Source organism: Streptomyces sp. NBC_01352 (assembly GCF_036237295.1).
GTDB classification, from domain to species: domain Bacteria; phylum Actinomycetota; class Actinomycetes; order Streptomycetales; family Streptomycetaceae; genus Streptomyces; species Streptomyces plumbiresistens.
This window is the reverse complement of record NZ_CP108354.1, coordinates 6438175-6463891: the sequence shown is the minus strand read 5'-3', so window position 1 is coordinate 6463891 and position 25717 is coordinate 6438175. Positions and strand designations below refer to the sequence as shown.

General features: G+C 71.1%; 27 protein-coding genes. 12 read left to right on the top strand and 15 right to left on the bottom strand.

What is annotated here, in order from left to right:
* Positions 1–54: 54 nt before the first annotated feature.
* On the bottom strand, positions 55–414 hold the full coding sequence (locus OG252_RS30180; RefSeq protein WP_329340042.1) for a four-helix bundle copper-binding protein: 360 nt from the start codon (positions 412–414) through the stop codon (positions 55–57).
* 168 nt (positions 415–582) lie between these two features.
* Positions 583–1740, bottom strand: coding sequence for an acyl-CoA dehydrogenase (locus OG252_RS30175; RefSeq protein ID WP_266438613.1), 1158 nt, complete (start codon positions 1738–1740; stop codon positions 583–585).
* Positions 1741–1951: 211 nt separating this feature from the next.
* Here OG252_RS30175 and OG252_RS30170 point away from each other — a divergent pair, with 211 nt between their 5' ends.
* The 6 genes from OG252_RS30170 (at position 1952) to OG252_RS30145 (ending at position 8183) form a co-directional block, all read left to right on the top strand.
* Positions 1952–3295, top strand: coding sequence for a UDP-glucose dehydrogenase family protein (locus OG252_RS30170; RefSeq protein WP_266438610.1), 1344 nt, complete (start codon positions 1952–1954; stop codon positions 3293–3295).
* A 421-nt stretch (positions 3296–3716) separates the two neighbouring features.
* A complete protein-coding gene (locus tag OG252_RS30165; RefSeq protein WP_266438608.1) occupies positions 3717–4355 on the top strand; it encodes a hypothetical protein in 639 nt (212 codons plus the stop codon).
* Positions 4352–5734 (top strand): copper resistance CopC/CopD family protein, encoded by a 1383-nt coding sequence (locus tag OG252_RS30160; RefSeq protein WP_329340039.1) that lies wholly within the window; start codon positions 4352–4354, stop codon positions 5732–5734. The genes OG252_RS30165 and OG252_RS30160 overlap by 4 nt, the downstream gene beginning before the upstream one ends.
* 27 nt (positions 5735–5761) lie before the next feature.
* Entirely contained in the window at positions 5762–6754 is a 993-nt protein-coding gene (locus OG252_RS30155; RefSeq protein ID WP_266438604.1) for a cupredoxin domain-containing protein, read from the top strand.
* A 116-nt stretch (positions 6755–6870) separates the two neighbouring features.
* Positions 6871–7404, top strand: a complete 534-nt coding sequence (locus OG252_RS30150) for a hypothetical protein (protein WP_266438602.1) — start codon at positions 6871–6873, stop codon at positions 7402–7404.
* Positions 7401–8183 carry a cupredoxin domain-containing protein gene (locus tag OG252_RS30145; protein WP_329340036.1) on the top strand — a complete coding sequence of 261 codons (783 nt, stop codon included), beginning with the start codon at positions 7401–7403 and terminating at the stop codon, positions 8181–8183. The genes OG252_RS30150 and OG252_RS30145 overlap by 4 nt, the downstream gene beginning before the upstream one ends.
* Positions 8184–8208: 25 nt before the next feature.
* Here OG252_RS30145 and OG252_RS30140 read toward each other — a convergent pair whose 3' ends face one another.
* Positions 8209–8700, bottom strand: coding sequence for a CGNR zinc finger domain-containing protein (locus OG252_RS30140; RefSeq protein WP_329340034.1), 492 nt, complete (start codon positions 8698–8700; stop codon positions 8209–8211).
* Positions 8701–8805: 105 nt separating this feature from the next.
* Here OG252_RS30140 and OG252_RS30135 point away from each other — a divergent pair, with 105 nt between their 5' ends.
* Both OG252_RS30135 and OG252_RS30130 read left to right on the top strand, forming a co-directional pair.
* A complete protein-coding gene (locus tag OG252_RS30135; RefSeq protein WP_329340032.1) occupies positions 8806–9165 on the top strand; it encodes a VOC family protein in 360 nt (119 codons plus the stop codon).
* 51 nt (positions 9166–9216) lie between these two features.
* Positions 9217–9618 carry a VOC family protein gene (locus OG252_RS30130; protein WP_406493401.1) on the top strand — a complete coding sequence of 134 codons (402 nt, stop codon included), beginning with the start codon at positions 9217–9219 and terminating at the stop codon, positions 9616–9618.
* A gap of 22 nt (positions 9619–9640) precedes the next feature.
* Here OG252_RS30130 and OG252_RS30125 read toward each other — a convergent pair whose 3' ends face one another.
* The gene (locus OG252_RS30125) at positions 9641–10792 is read right to left on the bottom strand and encodes a dipeptidase (protein ID WP_329340031.1); all 1152 of its coding nucleotides are present in this window, start codon (positions 10790–10792) and stop codon (positions 9641–9643) included.
* Between the two features lie 157 nt (positions 10793–10949).
* On the opposite strand from OG252_RS30125, the gene OG252_RS30120 reads away from it, so the two are divergent.
* Positions 10950–11600 (top strand): response regulator transcription factor, encoded by a 651-nt coding sequence (locus OG252_RS30120; RefSeq protein WP_266438566.1) that lies wholly within the window; start codon positions 10950–10952, stop codon positions 11598–11600.
* Positions 11601–11614: 14 nt separating this feature from the next.
* On the opposite strand, the gene OG252_RS30115 is transcribed toward OG252_RS30120, so the two are convergent.
* Genes OG252_RS30115 through OG252_RS30105 form a run of 3 tightly spaced genes read right to left on the bottom strand, consistent with a single transcriptional unit; the run spans position 11615 to position 14465 of the window.
* Positions 11615–12799: a dipeptidase gene (locus OG252_RS30115; protein WP_266438564.1), complete on the bottom strand. Its 1185-nt coding sequence runs from the start codon at positions 12797–12799 to the stop codon at positions 11615–11617.
* Positions 12800–12804: 5 nt separating this feature from the next.
* Positions 12805–13329 carry a 5-(carboxyamino)imidazole ribonucleotide mutase gene (purE, locus tag OG252_RS30110; protein WP_266438562.1) on the bottom strand — a complete coding sequence of 175 codons (525 nt, stop codon included), beginning with the start codon at positions 13327–13329 and terminating at the stop codon, positions 12805–12807.
* On the bottom strand, positions 13326–14465 hold the full coding sequence (locus tag OG252_RS30105) for a 5-(carboxyamino)imidazole ribonucleotide synthase (protein WP_266438559.1): 1140 nt from the start codon (positions 14463–14465) through the stop codon (positions 13326–13328). The genes purE and OG252_RS30105 overlap by 4 nt, the downstream gene beginning before the upstream one ends.
* A gap of 153 nt (positions 14466–14618) precedes the next feature.
* Between OG252_RS30105 and OG252_RS30100 the strand changes: the two genes are divergently transcribed.
* Positions 14619–15167: a GtrA family protein gene (locus OG252_RS30100; RefSeq protein WP_329340026.1), complete on the top strand. Its 549-nt coding sequence runs from the start codon at positions 14619–14621 to the stop codon at positions 15165–15167.
* A 7-nt stretch (positions 15168–15174) separates the two neighbouring features.
* On the opposite strand, the gene OG252_RS30095 is transcribed toward OG252_RS30100, so the two are convergent.
* Both OG252_RS30095 and OG252_RS30090 read right to left on the bottom strand, forming a co-directional pair.
* Positions 15175–16449, bottom strand: a complete 1275-nt coding sequence (locus tag OG252_RS30095; RefSeq protein WP_266438555.1) for an ATP-binding protein — start codon at positions 16447–16449, stop codon at positions 15175–15177.
* Positions 16450–16538: 89 nt separating this feature from the next.
* On the bottom strand, positions 16539–17216 hold the full coding sequence (locus tag OG252_RS30090; RefSeq protein ID WP_266438553.1) for a response regulator transcription factor: 678 nt from the start codon (positions 17214–17216) through the stop codon (positions 16539–16541).
* Between the two features lie 314 nt (positions 17217–17530).
* Here OG252_RS30090 and OG252_RS30085 point away from each other — a divergent pair, with 314 nt between their 5' ends.
* Positions 17531–19027, top strand: a complete 1497-nt coding sequence (locus OG252_RS30085; RefSeq protein ID WP_329340023.1) for an oligopeptide:H+ symporter — start codon at positions 17531–17533, stop codon at positions 19025–19027.
* 73 nt (positions 19028–19100) lie between these two features.
* On the opposite strand, the gene OG252_RS30080 is transcribed toward OG252_RS30085, so the two are convergent.
* The 6 genes from OG252_RS30080 to OG252_RS30055 form a co-directional block, all read right to left on the bottom strand.
* On the bottom strand, positions 19101–20438 hold the full coding sequence (locus OG252_RS30080; protein WP_329340021.1) for a hypothetical protein: 1338 nt from the start codon (positions 20436–20438) through the stop codon (positions 19101–19103).
* Positions 20439–20440: 2 nt separating this feature from the next.
* Positions 20441–21511, bottom strand: coding sequence for a hypothetical protein (locus OG252_RS30075; protein WP_329345219.1), 1071 nt, complete (start codon positions 21509–21511; stop codon positions 20441–20443).
* 32 nt (positions 21512–21543) lie between these two features.
* Positions 21544–22377 (bottom strand): hypothetical protein, encoded by an 834-nt coding sequence (locus OG252_RS30070; protein WP_329340020.1) that lies wholly within the window; start codon positions 22375–22377, stop codon positions 21544–21546.
* A gap of 32 nt (positions 22378–22409) precedes the next feature.
* A complete protein-coding gene (locus tag OG252_RS30065) occupies positions 22410–23111 on the bottom strand; it encodes an LPXTG cell wall anchor domain-containing protein (RefSeq protein ID WP_329340019.1) in 702 nt (233 codons plus the stop codon).
* Positions 23112–23336: 225 nt separating this feature from the next.
* A complete protein-coding gene (locus OG252_RS30060) occupies positions 23337–23909 on the bottom strand; it encodes an ATP-binding protein (protein WP_266438541.1) in 573 nt (190 codons plus the stop codon).
* Between the two features lie 219 nt (positions 23910–24128).
* Positions 24129–24515 carry an STAS domain-containing protein gene (locus OG252_RS30055; RefSeq protein ID WP_329340018.1) on the bottom strand — a complete coding sequence of 129 codons (387 nt, stop codon included), beginning with the start codon at positions 24513–24515 and terminating at the stop codon, positions 24129–24131.
* 239 nt (positions 24516–24754) lie between these two features.
* Between OG252_RS30055 and OG252_RS30050 the strand changes: the two genes are divergently transcribed.
* A complete protein-coding gene (locus OG252_RS30050) occupies positions 24755–25660 on the top strand; it encodes an RNA polymerase sigma factor SigF (RefSeq protein WP_266438535.1) in 906 nt (301 codons plus the stop codon).
* Positions 25661–25717 lie beyond the last annotated feature (57 nt).

Here is a 25717-nt window from a genome sequence, read left to right as displayed (position 1 = left end):
CCACGCACCAAGGGCACCCGGCAGGGTGCCCTTGAAGCCTTTCTCAGTCCGGTGTCACATCGTCGCGCCCGCCATCGCGCGGCAGGTCTGGGCGCAGCGGCGGCAGGCCTCGGCGCAGGCGGTCATCTGGGGGTCGTCGGGCATCGACATGCAGGCCTCGGCGCACGCGTCGCAGGCCTTGGCGCACAGGGCGCACATGTCGGTGGCGAGGGTCGAGCGGCGCATCATCATGTCCGAGCACATGCGGGTCGTCTCGGAGCAGTCGATGAGGGCCCGCATGATCTGCATCTGGGCCTGTCCGCCCTTCTGCATACAGGAGCTCATCGTCTCCTCGCATGCGCTGTGACAGGTCATGCACGCCTCGATGCAGTCCTGCATCTCCTTGCTGAGCTGGGTGGTGGTGGGCTGCTGCATGGTTCCTCCTCCGGTGGCGGGAACCGCGGGGGCGGAACCCGCCCTTCCGTACTACGCCTGCGCGGGCGGGTGCGCCACGGGGCGGACCGGAGGAATCCGTGAACGGTACGCACGTCGCCCTCCGCCTCAAGATCAGGCGGAGGGCGACGGGACAGAGGCGGAGGTGCCTTACGGCAGGTTGCGCGCCATCACGATCCGCTGGACCTGGTTCGTGCCCTCGTAGATCTGCGTGATCTTGGCGTCGCGCATCATGCGCTCGACCGGGTAGTCCCGCGTGTAGCCGTACCCGCCCAGGAGCTGCACCGCGTCCGTGGTGACCTCCATCGCCACGTCCGAGGCGAAGCACTTCGCCGCCGCGCCCTGGAAGGTGAGGTCGGCGTCGCCGCGCTCGGACTTCGCCGCGGCCTGGTACGTCAGGGCGCGGGCGGCCTCGATCTTCATGGCCATGTCGGCGAGCATGAACTGGATGCCCTGGAAGTCGCCGATGGGCTTGCCGAACTGCTTGCGCTCCTGGACGTAGCCCTTGGCGTAGTCCAGCGCGCCCTGTGCGATACCGAGCGCCTGGGCCGCGATCGTGATGCGGGTGTGGTCCAGGGTCTTCATCGCGGTGGCGAAGCCGGTGCCCTCCTCGCCGATCATGCGGTCGGCCGGGATACGGACGTTGTCCAGATAGACCTCGCGGGTCGGGCTGCCCTTGATGCCGAGCTTCTTCTCCGGGGCCCCGAAGGAGACACCCTCGTCCGACTTCTCGACGACGAAGGCCGAGATGCCCTTGCTGCGCTTCGTGGGGTCGGTGACCGCCATCACCGTGTAGTACTCGGAGACGCCCGCGTTGGTGATCCAGCGCTTCACGCCGTTCAGCACGTAGTGGTCGCCGTCGCGGACGGCCTTGGTCTTCATGCCGGCCGCGTCGGAGCCCGCGTCCGGCTCGGAGAGGGCGTACGAGAACATCGCGTCGCCCTTGGCGAGCGGGGCCATGTACTTCTTCTTCAGGTCCTCGGATCCGGAGAGGATCACGGGGAGGGAGCCGAGCTTGTTCACCGCGGGGATCAGGGAGGAGGACGCGCAGACGCGCGCGACCTCCTCGATCACGATCACCGTGGCCAGCGCGTCCGCGCCCGCGCCGCCGTACTCCTCGGGCACGTGGATCGCGTGCAGGTCGCCCGCCACCAGGGCCTCCAGCGCCTCCTGGGGGAAGCGGGACTCCTCGTCCACCACGGCGGCGTACGGCGCGATCTTCGCCTCGGCCAGTGAACGGATCGCGTCACGGAGCATGTCGTGCTCTTCGGACGGGCGGTACAGGTCGAAGTCAGCCGATCCGGCCAAGGTCTCTCACGCTCCAAAGACGCTGTGATGCTGGCGCTAATTACCGTTAAGTAACCCAAATTTTAAGGGCCCGCCGACGGGAGTGATACGTGAGCTTGGCGACAGCGGGAAAGTCAGCAGAGAAGTTGCCCGCCGAGGGGCCGCCCCATGCCCCGACTATGCTCTTCCCGCGCACCTCACGCACCCCCCTGTCGTCCCCCGGGAGCACCACATGAGCCTCAAGATCACCGTGATCGGCACCGGCTACCTCGGCGCCACGCACGCCGCCGCCATGGCCGAGCTCGGGTACGAGGTGCTGGGGCTGGACGTCGTACCGGAGAAGATCGAGATGCTCCAGCGGGGCGAGGTCCCGATGTACGAGCCGGGGCTCGAGGACCTGCTGCGCAAGCACGTCGCCGGGATCGAGGGGTCGAGCGGGCGGCTGCGGTTCACCATGGACTTCGCCGAGGTGGCGGCGTTCGGTGACGTCCACTTCGTCTGCGTGAACACTCCGCAGCGGCACGGCGAGTACGCCGCCGACATGTCGCACGTGGAATCCGCGATCGCCTCCCTCGCACCGCACCTGGCCGGTCCCGCGCTCGTCGTCGGCAAGTCGACCGTCCCGGTCGGCTCCGCCGACCGGCTGGCCCGCTATCTCGCCGAGAACGCCCCGGCCGGCGAGGACGCCGAGCTGGCCTGGAACCCGGAGTTCCTGCGGGAGGGCTTCGCCGTCCAGGACACACTGCGGCCGGACCGGATCGTGGTGGGCGTGCGCAGCGAGCGGGCGGAGAAGCTGCTCCGCGAGGTGTACGCGACGCCGGTCTCCGCGGGCACGCCCTTCGTGGTCACCGACTTCCCGACCGCCGAACTGGTGAAGACGGCCGCGAACTCGTTCCTGGCCACCAAGATCTCCTTCATCAACGCGATGGCGGAGGTGTGCGAGGCCGCGGACGGGGACGTGGCCAAGCTGGCCGAGGCCATCGGGTACGACGACCGGATCGGGAAGAAGTTCCTGCGGGCCGGGATCGGCTTCGGGGGCGGCTGTCTGCCCAAGGACATCCGCGCCTTCATGGCCCGGGCGGGAGAGCTGGGTGCCGACCAGGCGCTGACCTTCCTGCGGGAGATCGACTCGATCAACATGCGCCAGCGCGGGCAGATGGTGGAGCTGACCCGGCAGGTGCTGGGCGGCGGTTCCTTCCTCGGCAAGCGGGTCGCCGTGCTCGGCGCCACCTTCAAGCCCGACTCGGACGACGTCCGCGACTCGCCCGCGCTGAACGTCGCCGGGCAGATCCACCTCCAGGGCGGCCAGGTGACGGTGTACGACCCGAAGGGCATGGACAACGCCCGCCGGCTCTTCCCGACCCTCGGGTACGCCGACTCCGCGGTCGAGGCCGTACGGGGCGCCGACGTCGTCCTCCACCTAACCGAGTGGCGCGAGTTCCGCGAGCTGGACCCGGCGGCGCTCGGCGAGGTGGCCACGGACCGGGTGATCCTGGACGGGCGCAACGCCCTCGACCCGGAGCTGTGGCGGCGGGCCGGGTGGCGTTACCGGGCGATGGGGCGGCCGACGGCCTGAAAGGAATTCGGGTCCCAGAAGACCGGTTCCATGAATTGCTGACGGGTTCGACGAAACTCCGGGATTTCTCGCGGATTCGGTGAAGGCCCGGCTGCATTTACGGCGATCCCATGGGGGCCGTACGCGGAAATCCCCGCGTGCGGCCCCCTTGCCGAGCCGCGTCCGAAGCAAGTCCCGCACGGCATCTGAGGTCACCGGGACCGGCATATGCCTGCCGTCCGCCGAATCCTCAACACGAGTTCGATTCCCTTTCGAGCAGTATTCGGAATCGACCGTTCTCACAGACCGGCACCCCCCGAAAGAGAGGTAGGCAACGGCCGTTTAACAAACGCGTAGCCAAGCGGAATCCACGCTCCACTCCACTGGTCGTCATTCGCCACACCTTCCGTCGGCTTTGACCAGACCATGCCAGGAGTGAGACATGCCCATGTTCCGTAGGGCGGAGTGGCCACGGGACCACCGCGACGAAGTGGTGGCGGGCGCGCTCGTCGGCGCGGTGATCATCGTGCTGGGGTACGCCTCGGGAATCGGTGCCCCCTCCGGCACCGCCGAGGCCGCCGCTCCCCCGGCCTCGCCGCCCGCGGCCACCGCTCCGGCGAGCCCCGCCGCACCGGGAAACTCCGGCGGCACCGGCGCGCAGGCCCCCGGCACGGGTGAGCTGCCGTCGTACGGGGGAGTCGGCGGGATCGGCGGCACGGGTGCGGACACCGGCTACGGCACCGGCGGCCAGGGCGACCACAGCGGTCACACCGGCGGCACGGGCGGCACGGGCGACCCCGGCCACCCCGGTCACGAGACCTCGCCCACCCCGGCCCCCGGCACCACCTCACCCACCCCCTCGCCGACCGACCCCGACGCCGACACCTGCGAGGACGGCGAGGTCACCCTCGTGCAGCCGCTCCTGACCGGACTCGCCGAGCCCATGTTCGGCCTCCTGAACGGCGGCGACACCGAGGAGACGCCCGAGCCGCAGCCCTCCCCCTGTGTCGGGCTCGCCCCCGTCTCCGTCACCGGGCTCCTCGGCATCAGCGCCTCCCCGCTGCCGGAGGCGACGCCGTGACCCGGAACCTCCGCCGCGCTCTGCTGCTGCTCGTCCTCACCCCGCTGCTGTACGCCCTGGCCGGCGCGCCCCAGACCGCCTCCGCCCACACCGGGCTGGTCTCGTCCTCCCCCAAGGACGGCGCCGAGCTCGCCGAGGCCCCCGACCAGCTCACCCTCACCTTCGACGAGCCCGTCGACCTCGCCGACGTCCGCGTACTGACGATGGACGGCAACCGGCTCCCGGTGTCCCGCACACCGGGCGGCGGCTCCGACAGCGTGCGGGTCGCCCTCGCGGCCCCGGTGGGCGGTGAGCTCGCGGTCGTCTGGTCGGTGATCGACGAGAAGGACGGGCACGCGTCCTCCGGCCGGCTCACCTTCACGACCGGCTCCGGCGCGGCCGCCGCGGCCACCACGACCGGCGGCGACGAGGCCGCGTCCCCCGTTCCCGCACCCTCCCCCTCGGTGCGGAAGGGCCTCGTCGCCGCCCGCTGGGCCGGCTATCTCTCGCTGGCACTGTTCGTCGGCGGGCTGGCCTTCGTCGCGCTGCTGTGGCCGCGCGGCACGCACGAGCCGCGGGCCCGGGCGCTGCTCGTACTCGCCTGGATCGGCGGCCTGCTGTCGACGGTCGCCACCGTCGGCCTCCAGGGCGCATACTCCCCCACGCTCGACTTCGCTCGCGCGGGGGGACCCCCATCGCTCGGCGGCTTCCGGGACGCGCTGCGCCCCGGGACGTACGCCGACGTGCTGGCCACCGAACCCGGCGTGGTGCTCGCCGCGCGCGGTCTGCTGTGGGTGCTCGCGGCCGTGGTGCTGGGCGCGCTGATGCAGGGCGGGCCGGGCACCTCCCGTTCCCCGGGCTGGCGGGTGGGCGCCCTGGCGGTGAGCTTCGGGCTGCTGCGTACGACCGGAATGGCGGGCCACAACTCCGAGGGCAGCCGACCCACCTGGGGTGCCGTCGCCGACTTCGTCCATCTGCTCGGTGCCGCGCTGTGGATCGGCGGGCTGGTCATGCTCACGGTGGCCGTGCTGCCGCGCCGGCGGGCCGGTGAGCTGGCCGCGGTGGTGCCGGGCTACTCGCGGCTCGCGGCCGTGAGCGTCACGGCCATCGTCGCCGCGGGGCTGGTGCTCGCCTGGCAGGTGGTGGGGTCGTACGACGCCCTGCTGCACAGCTCGTACGGACATCTCCTGCTCCTCAAGACGGCCGTCCTCGGGACCGTCCTCCTCGCCGCGTACGCCAGCCGCCAATGGGTGCGTACGCGCCTTGATCTCGCCGTGCTCCTGCGCGGTGACGCCGCGACCGTGCGGCCTTTCGGTTACTCGGTCGCGGCCGAGACGGGGCTCGTCCTCGTCGTGCTCGTCGTGACGAGTCTGCTGGTCACGGCCGACCCCGGCCGCTGAACTCCCCCAATGCACGAAGGAGTCGTAGTGAAAGAGAGCAACAACACCGGTGAACGGCGGCGCAGGCCGCCGACCGGGAACCGGGGCCTGCTGGTCGCCGGGCTCGGTGCGGCGCTGGCCGCCGTACTCAGTCTCGGGCTGCTGAACGCGGCCTCCGGCTCCACGAGCTCCTCGGAGCAGGCCGCGGGCGCGGCTCAGGCGCCCGCTGCCGCCGCCGAGGCGCAGCCCGCGGCGGCCGCCGCTGCCGACTACCAGGTCGACATCATGGGCAACGAGTTCGGCTCCGAGGACCAGCTCGTCGTCGAGGTCGGCCAGACGGTCCAGTGGACCAACCACGACAGCGCGCCGCACACGGTCACCACCACCAAGGCCCCGGTGAAGTTCGACTCCGGGACGCTGGAGCAGGGCGACTCGTGGTCCTACACCTTCACCAAGGCGGGGACGTACGAGTACTACTGCGCGGTGCACCCGGACATGGTGGCGTCCGTGAAGGTCGTCGAGGCCGGCGGCGGAGGCGGCTCCACGCCGACGCCCACCCCCACCCCCACGGCCCCGCCCACGAGCGGCCCCACTCCCACTCCGACGCCCACCACGACTCCGACCACGGGGCCGACCGCCACGCCGACCCCCACGGACGGCTCCGGTGGCGGCTCCGGTGACGACGAGCAGTGCGCCAGCGTCCAGAACGTGCTGATGCCGATCCTCCAGCACCTCTACGCGGCGCACCTGGAGCGGTCGCCGGGTGAGCAGGTGCAGGACGCTCTCGCCCTCGACTCGTACATCAAGATGCACACGGTGTGGATCGAGAGCATCCTCAAGCCGGCCATCGCCGACGGCGGTTCGATCCTCGACAGCACGCTCAGCGTGCTGCTGAACCACGTCAACAAGGCGCACCTGGAGGAGTCGCTCGGACAGCAGATCACCGATCTGCTCGACGTCGACAGCTACGTCAAGATGCACACCGTCTGGGCCGGGCAGCTGCTCGCTCCCACCACGGACTACGTCAGCAACAACTGCTGACGCGATCCGCGACAACGGGGACGCCGCTCCGGCCGGGGCTCAGCCGGCCGGAGCGGCGCCCTCCCCATTCTCCACACCTTCGCCACGCTTCGGGAACCGCTTCCAAGGAGTCCGGGATGACGACCGTCACCCTGCCCACCGTCCCTCCCCCGCCGGACTCGCGCACCGGCACCGGCCGGTCGCTGCCCCTGCCCGGCCGGTACTCGGTCGCCCCCGGCCGCTCGCTCGCCGAACTCACCGCCTGGTACGGCCCGTTGCCGACCCGGCGCCGCCGCGTCGCGCTCGCCGGGGCGTCCCTCACCGTGTCCGACCCCCGGTCCGACACCGACGCGCAGACCCTCCTCGCCGAAGCCGAACACCCCCGCTTCCACTTCGAGTTCGACGACCCTCGCCTCGAGGCCGCGCTCACCTCCGAGCGCGTGCACGAGTCCCACGGCCGTCTCCAGCTCTCCGGCGACCTCGACCTGAACGGCGTCGCCTTCCCCGTCCTGCTGCGGCTGCGCGTGGTCGAGCGGGCCGACGACCGGCTGCTCGTGGTGGGCGCCGCCCGGCTGCCGTACCGGCTGCTGCGCCGCGCCACCGGGTTCCGGCTGCCGTGGCGCGTGCCGGCCACCCGGCTGCGGCTGCTCGTCGCGGCGGAGTTCGCGTGAGGGCGGCCCGGCGCATGGCCCGGCCCACGGTCCGCGGCGCCGCCGCGTCCGCCGTCCTCGCCCTCCTCGCCCTGCCGCTGCTCCCTGCCCAGCAGGCCTCGGCGGCCTCGTACAGCGTGGCGATGAAGGGGTACGCCTTCTCGCCCGCGAGCCTGTCCGTCCCCGTCGGGTCCACGGTCACCTGGACCAACCAGGACACGGCACCGCACGACGTGAAGACCACCTCGGGCCCGGTCTCGATCCACTCCCCCATGCTCGACAAGGGGGAGAGCTGGAGCTTCACGTTCGGCACGGCCGGGTCCTACGGCTACTACTGCACGGTCCATCCGGACATGACGGCCGGGATCACGGTCAAGGCGGCGGCACCGGCGACGACGGCCGCGCCCACGCACGACCACTCCGAGGACTCGGGCTCGTCCGGCTCGTCGACCGGCTCCTCGGGTACGTCGGGCTCCTCCGGTACGTCGGGTTCCTCGGGTTCCTCGACCGGGCATGCGGACCACCAGGCGTCCTCGCCCGGCCGGACGCCGGCGAGCAGCAAGGCGCCGACGATGAGCATGCCGCCGTCTCCGTCGGCGTCCGCCGCCCCCGGGGCGGCCGTACCGCAGTCACCGCAGCCGGGGCAGATGGCACAGCCCCAGACCGCCGCCTCGTCGGTCCGTCCGCTCGACCCCCTGCTGGTGCTGGCCGGCATCGTCGCCGGGGTCGCCGTGCTGTGTCTGCTGGTCGTCGGGTCCCGGTCGGCGGCGCACCACAGGACCGAGGAGACGGAGGCGTAGGCACAGGCGTAGGCGTTGGCGTAGATCAGTCCTTCGCCCGGTAGCGGCGCATCTTCGCGCGTGCGCCGCAGACCTGCATCGAGCACCAGCGGCCGCGTCCGGCCGGGCTGCGGTCGTAGTACGCCCAGTGGCAGTCGACGGCCTCGCAGGCCTTCAGCCGCGTCCAGGTGCCCTCGACGAGGGCCTGGGCGACGGCCGCCGCGACCCGGGAGAGCAGCGGGCCCTCGTCCGCCGGGGCGAGGGCCGCCGAGCCGTCGCCCGCGTCGACCGTCACCACGACGGGCGCCCGCGCGAGCAGCTCGCCCAGCGGGGTCACCGTGCGGTGCGGCGGGTGGCCCGCGTGGGCGAGCAGGGCCGCGCGCAGGGACTCGCGCAGTTCGCGGGCGGCCGGGAGGTCGTCCTCCGTCAGCCCGAATTCCGCCCTGCCCAGCGAGTCGACGCCCGACTCGATGTCCAGCGTGTTGACCAGGGACTGGATCAGGGCCAGCCCCCCGGGCGCGGGGGATCTCTCACTCACTCCTGCGACGTTACTGCCAATAGGGATGCATGCGGTAACCGTTACTGGTTACCCTGCTCTACAGGTAACCCCAAAAGGGGTGACTCCGACTTCGAGGAGGAAGTCATGGCTCTCGCCAAGCTGGGTGTCGTCGTCCTGGACTGTCCCGACCCCAACGCCCTCGCCGCCTTCTACGCCGAGGTGCTCGGCGGCACCGTGGAGGACCAGGGAGAGTGGGTGGACCTGAAGCTGCCGGACGGTCAGGCCCTGGCCTTCCAGGCCGCACCCGGATACGTACCGCCGAAGTGGCCCGCGCCCGACCACTCGCAGCAGTTCCATCTGGATCTGGACGTGCCGGACCTGGACGCGGCCGAGAAGGAGGTGCTGGCGCTGGGCGCGAAGCCGCTGGACACGGAGGACCGCACGCGGACCTTCCGGGTTTACGCGGACCCGGCGGGGCACCCGTTCTGTCTCTGCGCCTGCTGATCGCCCCGTTGACCGTCGTCTGCTGACCGCCTGTCGAGCCGGGAGGACCCCATGGCACCCGTGACACCCGTGGCCCGCTTCCGTTCCGTCGTGATCGACTGCCCCGACCCGCACGCGCTCGCCGACTTCTACGCCCAGGTCGGCGGCGGCACGCCGGAGGCCGAGGACGACGACTGGGTCGTCCTGCGGATTCCGGACGGGCCGCGGCTCGCCTTCCAGCGGGCGCCCGGCTTCATTCCGCCGGAGTGGCCGCGCGCGGACCGCAACTCGCAGCAGTTCCATGTCGACTTCGACGGCGGGACCACCTGGGAGGAGATCGACATCGCCGAGGAGAAGGTACTGGCGCTGGGGGCGCGGGTCCTGGACCGGGAGGACTACGAGAAGAAGGACTTCCGGGTGTACGCCGACCCGGCGGGCCATCCCTTCTGCCTCTGCCGGATCGACCCGCTGTAGGTGTCCCTGGGGCGTCCTCGGCTCAGCCGTCCAGGTCGGCGATCTTCGCCGTCGACGGCTCCCGGCGCAGCTGGGCCGCGCGGGCGGTGAAGTCGGCGCTGCGCAGGACGCGCTGGACGTTGCCCCAGGTCAGCAGGGCGATGTCGGACTCGGGCCAGCCCCGGCGCAGGAGTTCGGCGATGAGGTGCGGGTAGCAGGAGGCGTCGCCGAGCTCCTGCGGGTGGGCGGTGCCGGCGTCGAAGGTGCCGGACAGGCCCACGCACTCCGCGCCCGCGACCCGGCGCACGTGGTCGAGGTGGTCGGCGACGTCCCGGACCGTCGGGCCGGTCTGCTCGGCGGTCAGCGGCACCATGCACAGCCCCTTGGCCTCGCCCAGCTCGGCGAGCAGGTCGTCGGGAAGGTTGGCCGGGTGCGGACGCAGGGCGCGGGCGGCCGAACGGGTGCACAGGGCCGGCGCCTTGGACACCGCGAAGACCCGGCGGACGGTGTCCGCGGAGGCGCCGGAGAGGTCGGCGACGACGCCGAGGCGGTTCATCTCGCGCAGCACCTCCTCGCCGAACCGGGTGAGCCCGGCCTCGCTCGCCCAGGTCGCGCCGGTCAGGGTGAGGGCGCGCAGGCCCAGCGCGTGCAGGGAACGCAGGGTGCCGAGGGAGTCGCCGAGGGCGGCCGCTCCGGCGGGGCCGAGCAGCACGGAGATGCGGCCGCAGTTGCGTACGTCGGTGATCTGGCCGGCGGTGTAGGCGAGGCGCAGGCCCTCGGGGTAGGCGCGCACGACCGTCTTGACCAGGTCGAGCTGTTCCAGGGTGGCGCCGACGGCCCGGTCGCCGTCGAGGCCCTCGGGCAGGTGCAGCGACCACAGCAGCGCGCCGACATGGCCCTCGCGCAGCCGCGGCACGTCCGTGTCGACGGCGCTCTCGCCGAGCTCCAGGTCGTACCAGGGCAGGTGGCGCAGCGCCCAGGGCAGCCCGTTGTAGCCGTCGGCGACGGGGTGCACGCCGAGGATCGCGCGGGCCCGCTCCAGCGGGGAGGTGCCGGGGTCGGCGACGAGGGCGTACGGCTCCGCCGGGACGGACTCCGCGAGCGGCTCGGGGAGGGATTCGGGGAGGGACTCGGGCAGGTCGTCGAGCTCGCCGAGCTCTGTGGCGGTGTGCAGGTCGTCCTGGAGGTCTGCCATGGCGGGCTCCGTCCTGATCGCAGTACGGTCACCGTCGCACGGAGCCGGAGGGCCTTCCTGGTGGGCGGGGCGTTCGGGGTATGGGCCCGGGCACCTTTGGCCATGAATCTTCGTCCTTAAGTACGTGAAGGTTCAAAAACCGGTCCGCCTCCTTGTTGTGGACGCCGACCCGGGCGCCCGCCCCCTGATGACAGCGCTCGGCGAACGCGGATTCGAGGTGTACGCGGCCAACCGCGGCCGGTTCGCGATACCCGTCGGCCGCTCCGTACGGCCCGACCTGATTGTCCTGGACATGGCCCTGCCGGACGGCGACGGCGTCGAGACGTACGACGGACTGCGCGCCGTGGGCGTCCACGCGCCGGTGCTGTTCCTGACCGCGCGCGAGGACAGCGCGGCCGGAGAGCAGCTGGGCCGCGTGATGACGGACGCGGACGACCACCTCACCAAGCCGTTGGAGCTCGACGAAGTGATCGCCCGCGTCCAGGACCTGCTGGCCCGCGACCGGGCCGACGAGAGCCGGCTGCTGCGCCACGGGGACCTCGCGGTGGACGCGGCGCGCCGCGAGGTCTGGCGGGCCGGGACCCGGATCGAGCTCTCGACCCGGGAGTTCGCGCTGCTCGGCTACCTGCTGGACAACGCGGGCCAGGTCGTCACGAAGAAGCAGATTCTGGAACGGGTCTGGGGAGCGCCGTTCCGCACCGGGACCGTCGAGACGTACGTCTACTATCTGCGCCGCAAGCTGGGCGACCACGACCAGTCACTGATCCGGACCGTGCGCGGCCTCGGCTACACGATGGCGCGCGGCTGAGCTGCCGCCCGGCATCAGCCGTCGAGCGACTCGATCGTCGCGTTGGACGGCCCCCGCCTGGCCTGGAGGTCCCGCGCCACGTCCTCCGCCGCGCCCAGCACCCGTACCGCGTTCTGCCAGGTCAGCTTGGCCAGGTCGGACGTCGACCAGCCGCGGTCGAGCAGTTCGGCGATGAGGTTCGGATAGCCGGAGACGTCGTTCAGGCCGTCCGGGGTGAAGGCGGTGCCGTCGTAGTCGCCGCCGATGCCCAGGTGGTCGATGCCCGCGACCTCGCGCATGTGGTCCAGGTGGTCGGCCACCGTCGAGACCGTCGCGACCGGACGCGGGGAGCGCTCCTCGAAGGCGCGGTGCACCTTCATCGCCTCGGCGGTGGTGGCGAGGTGGTGGAAGCCGTGGGCGCGCATGTTCTCGTCGGCCGCGGCGGTCCAGTCGACGGCCGCCTGGAGCACGAACTTCGGCACGAACGTCACCATCGCCATGCCGCCGTTGGCCGGCAGCCGCTCCAGGACGTCGTCCGGGATGTTGCGCGGGTGGTCGCAGACGGCCCGCGACGAGGAGTGGGAGAAGATCACCGGCGCCGAGCTGGTGTCCAGCGCGTCCCGCATGGTCGTCGCCGCCACGTGCGAGAGGTCGACCAGCATGCCCTCCCGGTTCATCTCCCGCACGACCTCACGGCCGAAGGCCGACAGCCCGCCGACGCCCGGTTTGTCGGTCGCGGAGTCCGCCCACGCCACGTTGTCGTTGTGGGTGAGGGTCAGGTACCGGACGCCGAGGGCGTACAACCCCCGCAGCGTGCCGAGGGAGTTGGCGATGGAGTGGCCGCCCTCCGCCCCCATCAGGGAGGCGATACGGCCTTCCGCGCGCGCCGCCTCCATGTCCGCGGCCGTCAGGGCCGGCCGCAGGTCCTGCGGGTGACGGGCGAGCAACTGCCGTACGCAGTCGATCTGTTCCAGCGTCGCCGGGACCGCGTCGGGCAGGTCGGAGCGGACGTACACCGACCAGTACTGCGCGCCGACGCCGCCCTCGCGCAGGCGGGGGATGTCGGTGTGCAGGTGGGCGTTCTGGTGGCCGGCGAGGTCGCGGGCGTCGAGGTCGTAGCGGACCTGTTCGCGCAGCGCCCAGGGCAGGTCGTTGTGCCCGTCGACGACGGGGAACTCCCGCAGCAGCTCCCGGGCTTCCGCCAGCGAGGGGGAGGTCATGGCCGTCACTTCCCGAAGCCGAAGCCGTTGCCCGATCCGTCCACCTTGGTGCGCAGGCGCTTGCCCTTCTCGGTGGCCTGGTCGTTCAGTTCCTGCTGGAAGTCCCGCATCCGGCCGAGGAGTTCCTCGTCGGAGGTGGCCAGGATCCGGGCCGCCAGCAGGCCCGCGTTGCGGGCACCGGCGACCGAGACCGTCGCGACCGGGACACCGGCCGGCATCTGCACGATCGACAACAGCGAGTCCATGCCGTCGAGGTACTTCAGCGGCACCGGCACGCCGATCACCGGCAGCGGGGTGACCGAGGCGAGCATGCCCGGGAGGTGGGCGGCGCCGCCGGCCCCCGCGATGATGACCTTCAGTCCGCGCTCGGCGGCCTGCTCGCCGTACGCCACCATCTCGCGCGGCATGCGGTGCGCGGAGACGACGTCGACCTCGTAGTCGATCTCGAACTCGTCGAGGGCCTGGGCGGCGGCCTCCATGACGGGCCAGTCGGAGTCCGACCCCATGACGATGCCTACTACGGGGCTCATTCGGTGATCGTGCCTCTCAGATAGCCGGCAGCGTGACGGGCGCGCTCCAGCACGTCGTCGAGGTCGTCGCCGTAGGTGTTGACGTGGCCGACCTTGCGGCCGGGCTTCACGTCCTTGCCGTACATGTGGATCTTCAGCCCGGGGTCGCGGGCCATGCAGTGCAGGTACGCGGAGTACATGTCCGGGTAGTCGCCGCCGAGGACGTTGACCATGACCGTCCACTTCGCGCGCGGGCGAGGGTCGCCGAGCGGGAGGTCGAGGACGGCCCGGACGTGGTTGGCGAACTGGGACGTGATCGCGCCGTCCATCGACCAGTGGCCGGAGTTGTGGGGGCGCATGGCGAGCTCGTTGACGAGGATGCGACCGTCGCGGGTCTGGAACAGCTCGACGGCGAGGTGGCCGACGACGTCCAGTTCCTTGGCGATCCGCAGCGCCATCTCCTCGGCGCGCAGGGCCAGTGCCTGGTCGAGGTCGGGAGCGGGCGCGATGACGGTGTCGCAGACGCCGTTCACCTGCTGGGACTCGACGACCGGATAGGCGACGGCCTGACCGTGCGGCGACCGTACGACGTTCGCGGCCAGCTCCCGTACGAAGTCGACCTTCTCCTCGGCGAGCACGGGGACACCCGCGCGGAACGGCTCCTCGGCCTCCGCCGCGTTGTCGACGACCCACACGCCCTTGCCGTCGTAGCCGCCGCGGACGGTCTTGAGGACGACAGGGAAGCCGTCGCCCTCCTCCGCGAAGGCGGCCACGTCCGCGGGGTCGCTCACGATCCGGTGCCGTGGACACGGCACCCCGATCGCGTCGAGCTTCGCGCGCATCACGCCCTTGTCCTGGGCGTGCACGAGCGCGTCGGGGCCCGGGCGGACGGGGATGCCGTCCGCCTCCAGGGCCCTGAGGTGCTCGGTGGGGACGTGCTCGTGATCGAAGGTGATCACGTCACAGCCCCGCGCGAACGCGCGCAGCGTCTCGAGGTCGCGATAGTCGCCGATGACGACATCGCTCACGACCTGCGCCGCGGAATCCTGGGGAGTGTCACTGAGAAGCTTGAAACGGATGCCGAGCGGGATGCCTGCCTCGTGTGTCATACGAGCGAGCTGACCCCCGCCGACCATGCCGACTACCGGGAACGTCACGTCCCTAGGGTATCGGGCACGCCACAGTGGCTGATTTCACCGTCCCTGGGCCGTTCCTTTGCCTGGCTGTGAGTCCATGCACAGGCGATCACGAACGGGGGGTGGTTAGCATGGCTGGGTTGACGAATCCGACGGACGGGGGCCTGGACGGCCATGGAAAGTGGTTCCTCGGCGTCTCGTACGGCGCCCCCGGCACCCCGCAGCGCGGCGCGGCAGCGCGTCGACCGGCTGTTGCGCGAGGCCGCCAAGTTCGGTGCGGTGGGCGGGGCGGGAGTCCTGGTCAATCTCCTCGTCTTCAACCTGGTCCGGCACACCACCGACCTCCAGGTCGTGCGGGCCAGTGTCATCGCGACGGTCGTGGCGATCGTCTTCAACTACATAGGGTTCCGCTACTTCACCTACCGTGACCGCGACAAGACCGGCCGCACCAAGGAACTCACCCTCTTCCTACTGTTCAGCCTGGTCGGACTGGTCATCGAGAACGGCCTGCTCTACGTGGCGACCTACGGCTTCGGCTGGGACAGCTCCCTGCAGAGCAACATCTTCAAGTTCGTCGGCATCGGCATAGCCACGCTCTTCCGCTTCTGGTCGTACCGCACGTGGGTGTTCCGCACGCTTCCGGCCAAGGAAACGGTGGCCGACGCGGAGTCGATCCTGGCCAGGGCGGCGAAGAAGCCGCGCTCGCAGCAGCGCGTGCCCTAGAAGGGCTTCAACGGACCGTGGGCTCCTCGTCCTCCGCCGACGTCTTCTTCACCGGCGTACGCGACAGGAACAGAGCGAACACCGGCGGCTGGGTCTGGAGCATCTCCAGACGGCCGCCGTCGGCCTCCGCGAGGTCCCGGGCGACCGCCAGGCCGATGCCCGTGGAGTTGCGGCCGCTGATAGCGCGCTCGAAGATGCGGGCGCCCAGGTCGGCGGGGACGCCCGGTCCCTCGTCGGTGACCTCGATGACCGCCTGGTTGCCGGTGACACGGGTACGCAGCGCGACCGTGCCGCCGCCGTGCATGAGGGAGTTCTCGATCAGCGCGGCCAGCACCTGCGCGACCGCCCCCGGTGTACCGACCGCCGTCAGGTGCCGCTTGCCGGAACTCACGATCGCCCGGCCCACGCCGCGGTAGGCGGGCCGCCACTCGGCGAGCTGCTGCTGGATGACCTCGTCGAGGTCGAAGGTGACGGCGGAGCCGGTGCGCGGGTCGCGGGAGTTCGTCAGCAGCCGCTCGACCACGTCCGTGAGGCGTTCCACCTGGGTGAGCGCGACGTTGGCCTCCTCCTTCACCGTGTCCGGGTCGTCGGTGAGGGTGATCTCCTCCAGGCGCATGGACAGCGCGGTCAGCGGCGTACGCAGCTGGTGGGAGGCGTCGGCGGCGAGCCGGCGTTCCGCCGTCAGCATGCGGGCGATGCGCTCGGCGGAGGAGTCCAGGACGTCGGCGACCCGGTCCAGCTCGGGGACGCCGTAGCGCTTGTGGCGGGGCCGCGGGTCGCCCGAGCCGAGGCGTTCGGCGGTCTCGGCGAGGTCGGTGAGCGGGGAGGAGAGCTTGTTGGCCTGCCGGATCGCGAGCAGTACCGCGGCGATCACCGCGAGCAGCGCCACCAGCCCGATGATCAGCAGCGTGCGGCCGACCTCGCGGGTCACCGAGGAGCGCGGCTCCTGGACGACGACGGTCTCGCCCCGCTCGCCCTTGGCCTCGCCGCGGATGACGTCACCGGTCGGCTTGGTGCCGACCTCGATGGGCGCCTCTCCCGGGATCCGGATCACGGCGAAGCGGTCACCGGCGACCTGGTCCTTCAGGACCTCCGCGTCGACGGTGCCGGTCCCGAGGAGCCGGCTGTCCACGATGCTGGCCAGCCGGGCCGCCTCCAGGTCCACCCGTTCCTGGGCGCTGCTGCTGATGGTGCGGGTCTCGACGATGACGAGGGACACCCCGAAGACGGCGATGACCACGAGCACCACGGCGAGGGTGGACTGGATCAGACGGCGACGCATGTTCTCTTACCTGTTCGACGTCTGCCCGGGCTGCCGGGACCGTCTGGACTGTCTGGGATGTCCGGCGGCCCTGCCGGGCCGGTGCGGGTTCAACTCTTCTCGAAGCGGAAGCCGACCCCGCGCACGGTCGCGATGTACCGAGGGTTCGCCGCGTCGTCGCCGAGCTTCTTGCGCAGCCAGGAGATGTGCATGTCGAGCGTCTTGGTGGACGACCACCAGGTCGTGTCCCACACCTCGCGCATCAGCTGGTCCCGGGTGACGACCCGCCCCGCGTCCCGCACCAGCACCCGCAGCAGGTCGAACTCCTTGGCGGTGAGCTGCAGTTCCTCCTCGCCCATCCACGCCCGGTGCGACTCGACGTCGATCCGCACGCCGTGCGTGGCCGGCGGCTGCGACGGCTCCGCCGCCCCGCGCCGCAGCAGGGCCCGCACCCGGGCGAGCAGCTCGGCGAGCCGGAAGGGCTTGGTGACGTAGTCGTCGGCGCCCGCGTCGAGACCGACGACGGTGTCCACCTCGTCGGCGCGCGCGGTCAGGATGAGGATCGGAACGGCGAGGCCTTCGGCGCGCAGCCGGCGCGCCACCTCCAGGCCGTCCATACCGGGCAGCCCGAGGTCGAGCACGACGAGGTCGATGCCGCCCTGGATGCCGGCGTCGAGCGCGGTGGGGCCGTCCTCGCGCACCTCTACCTCGTAGCCTTCCCGGCGCAGGGCGCGGGCCAGCGGCTCCGAGATGGACGCGTCGTCCTCGGCGAGCAGTACACGGGTCATGAGGTGATGGTAGTCCGCCCATGACCAGTGCTGGGGTGTGATCGACGGTGAGTGATTCTTACCTTTGGGCGTACTGACACGAACCTGTGTGTGTGGGATGCGAACTGCGTAAGGACCTTCGAAAGGGTGTGTACGGTTCCTCTGCCACCTGTGATTCGGGTCTCAAGTCCTTCCATTTCGTGCGGTGTCCTGCCGTATGGTGATTGGGCGCCTGTAGCACCGCGGGGACCTTTGGCGAGGATTTGACGCTGAAGGTCTCTTTTGTGTGTGCCCCCACCCCACTCCGGGCGCGTCCCGAGCAGCAAGGAACGACCATGGCGTCCAGCCTGACGAAGGACTCGGTGACTCCGGGCACCCCCGGTTCCGAGACCTCCTTCTTCGGCCACCCCCGCGGACTGGCCACTCTCTTCATGACCGAGATGTGGGAGCGCTTCTCCTACTACGGCATGAGGGCCCTCCTCCCGCTGTACCTCGTCGCCCCGGGCGGCCTGCACCTCAGCGCGGCGACGGCGACAGCGATCTACTCCGTGTACGTGTCGCTGGTGTACCTGCTCGCCATGCCGGGCGGCTGGTTCGGCGACCGCGTCTGGGGTCCGCGCAAGACCGTCGCCGTCGCCGGCGCGGTCATCATGCTCGGCCACCTCACGCTGGCCCTGCCGTCCTCCGGGACGTTCTACGCCGGCCTCGGTCTGGTCGCGATCGGCTCGGGTCTGCTGAAGGCCAACATCTCGACGATGGTCGGCCACCTGTACTCCGGCCCGGACGACCCGCGCCGCGACGGCGGCTTCACCGTCTTCTACATGGGCATCAACCTCGGTGCCTTCGCGGCGCCGCTGATCATCGGCACCATCGGCGAGAACGTCAACTGGCACTTCGGCTTCGCGCTCGCCGCGCTCGGCATGGCGCTGGGCCTCGCCCAGTTCCTGATCGGCAGCCGCCACCTCGCGGAGCGCTCCAGTGTCGTCCCGACGCCGCTGTCCGCCGAGGAGAAGTCCTCGACGCTGCGCAAGGCCGCGGTCTGGGCGGGCATCGCCGTCGTCTTCTACGCGATCGTCGGCTTCACCGGCCACTACACGCTGAACTGGATCCTGGTCCCGCTGACCCTGCTCGGCGTGATCATCCCGGTGATGGTCCTGACCCGCATCAAGCGCGACAAGGACCTGGACAGCACCGAGCAGAAGTCGATGTCCGCGTACATCTGGTTCTTCGTGGCCGCGGCCGTGTTCTGGATGATCTACGACCAGGGCGGCTCGACCCTGTCGATCTTCGCCGACTCCTCCGCCGAGAACTCCGTCCTCGGCTGGGACTTCCCGGTCTCCTGGTACCAGTCGGTCAACCCGGTGCTGATCATGGCGCTGGCCCCGGTCTTCGCCTGGTTCTGGCTCGCGCTGAACCGGCGCGGCAAGGAGCCGAGCACGATCGTGAAGTTCTCCTCCGGCCTGGTGCTGGTCGGCGCGTCCTTCTTCCTCTTCCTGGCCCCGCTGTCGATCGCCGAGGGCGGTCACAAGGCGGCCGCGCTGTGGCTGGTGGCGATCTACTTCGTGCAGACCGTGGGTGAGCTCCTGCTCTCCCCGGTGGGCCTGTCGGTCACGACGAAGATGGCCCCCGCCAAGTACGCCTCCCAGATGATGGGCGTCTGGTTCCTCGCCGTCACCGCGGGCGACGCCACGACGGGTCTGCTCTCCATCGCCGGCGTCGACCTCAACAAGACCGGCGTCGTGGCCCTGGAGGCCACCCTCGCCGTGGTCGCCGGCGTCGCGGTCTGGATGTACCGGGGCAAGGTCAAGGAGCTGATGGGCAGCGTCCGCTGAGACCTGCCGCACGGGAAGGGCACCCCGCGCCGGGGTGCCCTTCCCGTGCTGCCTGACGGGGGCCGCGCGACCGCTACCGCAAGCGCCGCCTCCCCGGCAGGAACGTGAACACCGCGCCGCCCAGCAGGACCGCCGTACCGGCGACCAGGGCCAGGGCCTTGAGGGCGCCGTCGTCCTCGGCGCCGGTCTCGGCGAGGCCGCCGCTCGTCGACGAGCCGCCCGCACTGCCGGATGCCGCCGAACCGCCCGCCGCGCCGCTCGCCTGCTGGGTGGTGTCCAGGGTGAGGGAGACCTCCGACGTCGTGGGGGTGCAGGTCGTGGTCGTGCCGAGGGCGTTGATCGTGAGGACGCCCGGGGAGAGGGTGGACTCGCCGGTGGCGCCCGGCTTGTAGGTGCCCGTCAGGTCCGGGATCTCCATCGGGTCGCCGGACTTGATGTCCTCGGCGTTCGTGGGTCCTTCGACATGCACCGTGCCCTGGTCGGCGCCGCCCACCGCCACCTCCATCGACGGCTTGACCGAGTCCTTGGGGATGTCGGCCGGGCTGTCCATCACCGAGCCCTTGAACTGGACGGTGAGGTCGTAACTCCCGCCGTTCTTCTTGGCGTTGATCTGCACCGGCGAGGTCGCGTCCTTGTCGCCGATGGGCGTCTTGCAGGCGTACGGCACCTTGACCTCCTTGCCGGTGAAGTCGGTCTGACCGCCACCGCCGCCGCCGGACCCGGAGCCGCCCGTGTCCGTGCCCTGGCTTTCGGTGGCGGACGCGCTGGGTGTGGCGGTCGGCGTCGCGGACGCGCTGTCCGTCGGGTCCGGGGACTCCGTCGGCGTCGAGGTCCCGTCCCCCGCCGTCACGTTGATGGTCGCCGCCGGCTGCACGGCCCCCGTGGGCGCGCACTTGGTGTCCGTCGACATGACGTTGATGTCGTACGCGTCCGGCGTCAGCGTCACCTCTCCGGGCGCCGTCAGTTTCAGCGTGCCCTTCATGTCGGACAGCACCATGTCGCCGCCCTTGGGGATGGCGGGGTTCTCGCGCGGCCCCTGCATCGCGACGTCGGCGGTCTGCGCACCGGCCGCCTTGAGCGTGCCGGACGGCTGGACGGAGTTCGCGGGCAGGTCGATCAGGTCGGGGTTCTTCGAGGCGGCCTGCACGAACTTCCACCCCACCTCGACCTCGTCGCCGACCTTCGCGGTGGCCGGCGCGGTGACCTCGACCCTGGTGGTGCCGTCGACCGGGGGCAGACCGGCGGCCGCGGGCGGCACACACCGGGTCGCGTACGCCACCTCGGCGGCCTGGGCGGGCGCGGCGGCGACGCCGAGCACCAGGGCGACGCCCGCCGCCACCGCCCCCACTCTTCGTAGGCCACGTACGCCGGGTGCGCCGGGTACGCCGGCCGGTGTGGCTCTCCTTCGCATGCTCACGGGGGTCCCTTCCTGGTGGGAGTCGCAGGACTCGTCGGGTTGTCGTCGTGCGGTGCGGAGAGCCGACCGGCCGTCCCCGGATCCGCGTCCGGGGTGAACCACGGCAGGGTCGAAGCGGAGGGGGGCGGCTGGGCCGAGGAGGACTTCGTACCTGGCAGTCCCGGCAACCCCGGAAGACGCAGGGCGAGTTCGGGCATCCGCAGCCCGCGCCGGCCGCCGCGCAGGCCGCCCGCGCGCCGCGGCCGTACGTGGTCCACCACCGCCATCCCGGCGCGGAACAGCGCGGCCGGCACGACCAGGCAGACCAGGACCCAGAACAGGGTCACGCCCCAGGGCCGCCCCACGCCCCAGGGCTGCTCGGCGAGAACCTTCCCGCCGTACTTCAGCGACACCGTGTAGCCACCGTGGGCGCCGCCCGTGAGCTCGACGGGCAGCTCGATCCGCGCCTTGCGGCCGGGCTGGATCGTGCCGCGCCACTGCTGTTCCTGCCACTGCGGGGCGAACACTCCGTGGGAGGTGCCGACTTGGAAGACGGGGTTCTTGACGGCGGACGTGCCGACGTTGCCGACGGTGAAGACGAGGGTGCGCGCGGGCGGCGCCCCGAACCAGGTCAGCAGCCCGCTCGACCCCTCCAGCCGGGTGTCGGTGAGCACCGAGAGACGACCGCCCGACGGCTCGGCGGGCAGCGGTTCGACCGCGTGCCCGGCGACCTGGAAGATCGCGTCGGCCTCCGCCTTCGCCCCCTGCACCGTCGCCACGTGCACCACGCACGGACACGGCACCGGCGGCTCGGCGACCGGCAGTTTCCGGCTGAAGCGTCCCTCGGCGTCGGTGGTCACGGCCCGGCCGTCCGCGTTGGCACAGGAGTTGGTGCCGCCGGTCACGCCCCGCGACGGCACGGACTGCCCGCAGATCAGGATCATCAGCAGCGCCCGCGCCCGCCAGCCGTCCCCGCTGATGGTGATCGAACCCCCGGTCCCGGCCTGCGACTTGGACAGCTTCACACTCGGCTGCTCGGCGGCCGCGCCCACGCCCGCCGAGGACAGCACGAGCAGCGCGAGCACCATGACCAGCACCGGAATCCGCCGTACCTTGCCGCTCACGTCATCGCTCCCGTCAACTCCACGTCCGTACGCGGGGATTCGGCCACTTCGCGGCCGCTACGGCGCCCAGGTCGTCGTACGACGAAGAAGGCCCCCATCAACGCCGCCGCCACCGCACCCCCGGCCCCCGCCGCCGCGCCCCACGGCACGAACCGCGCCGAGACCTCCCCCGTGTCCCGCGCCCCCTCCCCCGCCGTCACCGTCAGCCGTACGTCGACCGCGTCCAGGGCAGGCCGGTCGGGCCACGGTTCGCTGAGGTGGAGACGTCGGCCCGGGGGCAGTTCGACGGGCAGGGTGCGCGGGGCGCGGTCGAGGACCGGGCCGAACAGGCCGTCCGCGCGCACGGCGAGCTTCGGCACGAGGACCGTCGTACCGCGGTTGACCAGGTCGTACGTGATCCGGTCGGCGCGTACGGCGACATGCTCGACGGTCAGCGCGGCGAGCTCCGGGACGGTCGCGCGCAGCTGGAGACCCACGCGCCGGGTGCCGCCGTCCGCGTCCCGCGCGACGATCTCGGCCGTGCGGTCACCGGCCGGGACGGTCACCGTGAAGGGGACCTCGGCGCGGGTGCGGGCGGGGACGCGTACGGCGGTCTCGGCGAAGGCGACCGGGACGCCGGTGCCGTGCAGCCGTACGGTGATCGCCCCGGCGCCGCGGTTCGTCACGGCCACCGTGTCCTGGAGAACGCTCCCGGGGGCGCCCTCGCCGTAGAAGGACGGGCGTCCGCCGCCGGAGGGCGCGAGGGACCACCCGTCGGCGGCGACCGCCGTGGGGACGGAGCTCAGCAGGACCAGCAGCGACAGACACAGGACACGGGTGGCGGACGACATCGGCGGCTCCAGCAGTCATGCGCATCAATCCGTCAGCGGCGTGCCGCCTGGTTCCTCCGGGTCAGCCACAGCGCGCCCGCCGCGCCGACGAGCAGCACGGTGCCGCCGAGGGTGCCAAGTGCGATCGCGGAGTCCTCGGGGCCGGTCTGCGGGAGGTCGGCGCCGGAGTCGGCACCGGAGTCGGAGCCCGAGCCGCTCTGGGGGACGCCACCGCCCGCCGCCGTGACGTCCAGGCTCAGCGACGCCCCGGGACTGTTCGTCGGCGTACACGTCGTCGTCGTGCCCAGCGCCTTGATGGTGAGCACGCCCGCGGTGAAGGTGACCTTGCCGGTCTTCTTCGGCGTGTACGTGCCCGACAGGTCGTTGATCTTGATCGGGGTGTTGGCGGGGATCGCGGCCTGGTTGGCGGGGCCGGTCACCGTGAGGGTCCCGCTGTCGGCGCCGCCGAGCTTGATGGTGGCGCTCGGGTTCATCGCGCCCTTGCCCAGTTCGACGGGGCTGGACGAGACGCCCTTCTGCCACGACATGGTCACCTTGTAGGCGCTGCCGCTCTTGACGGCCTCGATGTCGATGGGCGAGACGGCACTCTTGTCGCCGATCGGCGTCTTGCACTGGTAGTTGACGTCGACGACCTCGGCATGGGCTGCGGGGGCGGCCATCAGGACCGCCGAGCCGGCCAGGGCCACGGCGGACGCGAGCGCGGCGGTTCGTTTCTGGTACGTCCGGTTCGACACTGTCCCCTCATTCCTGAAGGCGTTCCTGACGGCACATCAGATCGGCCGTCAAGGTACGCCCGGGGTCGTGGAGAGGGAAGACAAAGTGCGCGTCGGATCTGTGGGGATCCGGCGCGCGAGACGTGACGTACGGCGTGATGTACGACGTGATCCATGACGTGATCTACGACGTGCTGCGCAGGGAGCTTTGAACCGCAGGTAACCCCTGTTCGCGGGCTATGTGGGTTACGCCGGTGCGCCGAGTTCGGCCCAGACCTTCTTGCCCGAGACCCCGGGGATGCGGACAACCCCCCAGTCCAGGCACAGCCGCTGCACGATGAACATGCCGTGGCCGCCGGGGCGGCCGGCGCGGTGCGGGGTGCGTGGGGCCGGCTGGCCGGTGCCCTTGTCGGAGACCTCGATCCGGATCACCTTGTTGTCGCAGGTGATCCACAGCTCGTCGGGGCCCTCGGCGTGCAGGCAGGCGTTGGTGACCAGTTCGGAGACGACGAGCAGGACGTCCTCGGCGGCGGCCCGCTGGTCGGCGGTCGCGGCGGGCAGCCAGCCCCACGCGTACAGCGCCTGGCGGGTGAAGTCGCGGGCGAGCGGGACGACGCCGCTCTCACCGTCGAAGTCCAGTCTGCGGACCTGACGCCCGCGCCCCCCCGACGACACGGCCACGCCCCCGTCGGACGCGCCCGTCGCGGGCGAGTCCCCCTCGGACGCGCCGGTCATGGGCGCGCCCCCCTCGGACGCCCCGGAAGCGCCGCTGGGCTCCGGGCGGCGGTCGCCCGGCGGGTAAGGCCGGGTGGTGCTCATCAGCGCTTCACCTCACCGATTCACCGGTTCACGATTCAAAAGTCCCACACAGTCCGTTTCTGCGCGGTCGGTCACCGAACACTCAGTACGGGAGTCTCCTGCCCGACCGGACCGGCAGAACACCCCTGTATTCGGCACGAAAGCCGTGACGCCTGAAAAGCGCCGGTCACAGGGGGACGAGCGAGGCACGGTCACCATGGTCGGGCCGGATCCGCCGGCTCAGCCGGCGTCGCCGGACTCGTCGGCCAGGGCCGCTTCCAGGGTGTCATGGACAGTGAAGACAGCATCCGCCCCCGTGATCTCGAAGACCCGCGCGACCACGGGCAGCATCGCCGCCAGATGCACTCCACCCCCGGCGGCCTCGGCCTTCAGTCGCGCGCCCAGCAGCACGTTCAGCCCAGTGGAGTCGCAGAACTCCAGGCGCGAGCAGTCGACCACCAGTCGGCTGAATCCCTTGGCGAGACACTCCTCGAGTGGCTCACGCAACAGATCGGCGGTGTGGTGATCCAACTCACCCGCCGGGGTCACAACGGCGCTGGAGCCCGTTTCCCGAACCTCGACCAGAAGCCGGCCCGACTGTGCGCTGCCGACTGTCCCGCGGTCCATGCCGTCTTCTCTCCCGACGTCGTGGCTGCTGACTGACGCCCCCGAACACTACGCCTTCTCCACACTCTCCGACACTCGACCAACCACCCACAAACGGACATAACCGCACATAATGCACTTGCGGTGGCCTCGGGAAACCGGGTAGGGCTAGTAGGGACACGTACTCGACACGGCCGGCTTTGGAGGCGCCGCACACCGCAGTGCACTGAACTGGCTTCGGCAGCCATATGCCGAGAACGATGGAGGACATCATGTCACCCCGGCTCGACGCATCGCATACCCATCAAGCGACGTCGACATCCCCCCCGGAACATCTGGATCCCATCGAGCAGGACGACGTACTCGCCGGACTTCCGGACATCCCCCCCTTCGACGAGGTGGGGCCGGTGGACGCACGGGCCCTGTCCAAGACCCTCTTCGCGCGCCTCGAGTCGCTGGAGGAAGGCACCCACGAGTACTCGTACGTCCGCAACACGCTCGTCGAACTCAACCTCGCCCTGGTCAAGTTCGCCGCCTCCCGCTTCCGCTCCCGCAGCGAGCCGATGGAGGACATCATCCAGGTCGGCACGATCGGCCTGATCAAGGCGATCGACCGCTTCGAACTCAGCCGCGGAGTGGAGTTCCCCACCTTCGCGATGCCAACCATCGTCGGCGAGATCAAGCGCTTCTTCCGCGACACCTCGTGGTCCGTGCGCGTACCCCGCCGACTCCAGGAACTCCGGCTCGACCTGGCCAAGGCCGGCGACGAACTGGCCCAGAAGCTCGACCGCGCCCCCACGGTGGGCGAGCTCGCGGAGCGCCTTGGCCTGTCGAAGGACGAGGTCGTCGAGGGCATGGCGGCGTCGAACGCGTACACCGCCTCCTCCCTGGACGCCCAGCCCGAGGAGGACGACTCCGAAGGCGCCCTCGCGGACCGCATCGGCTACGAGGACAACGGCCTCGAAGGCATCGAGTACGTCGAGTCGTTGAAGCCGCTCATCGCCGAACTCCCCTCCCGCGACCGCACGATCCTCTCCCTGCGCTTCGTCGCGGGCATGACCCAGTCCGAGATCGGCGACGAGCTCGGCATCTCGCAGATGCACGTGTCCCGACTGCTGTCGCGGACGCTGGTGCGACTGCGGAAGGGATTGACGGTCGAGGAGTGACGGTCGAGAAGTGACTGTCCAGGAGTGACGGCGGGCGCAGATGCGCCGCGCGCCGCG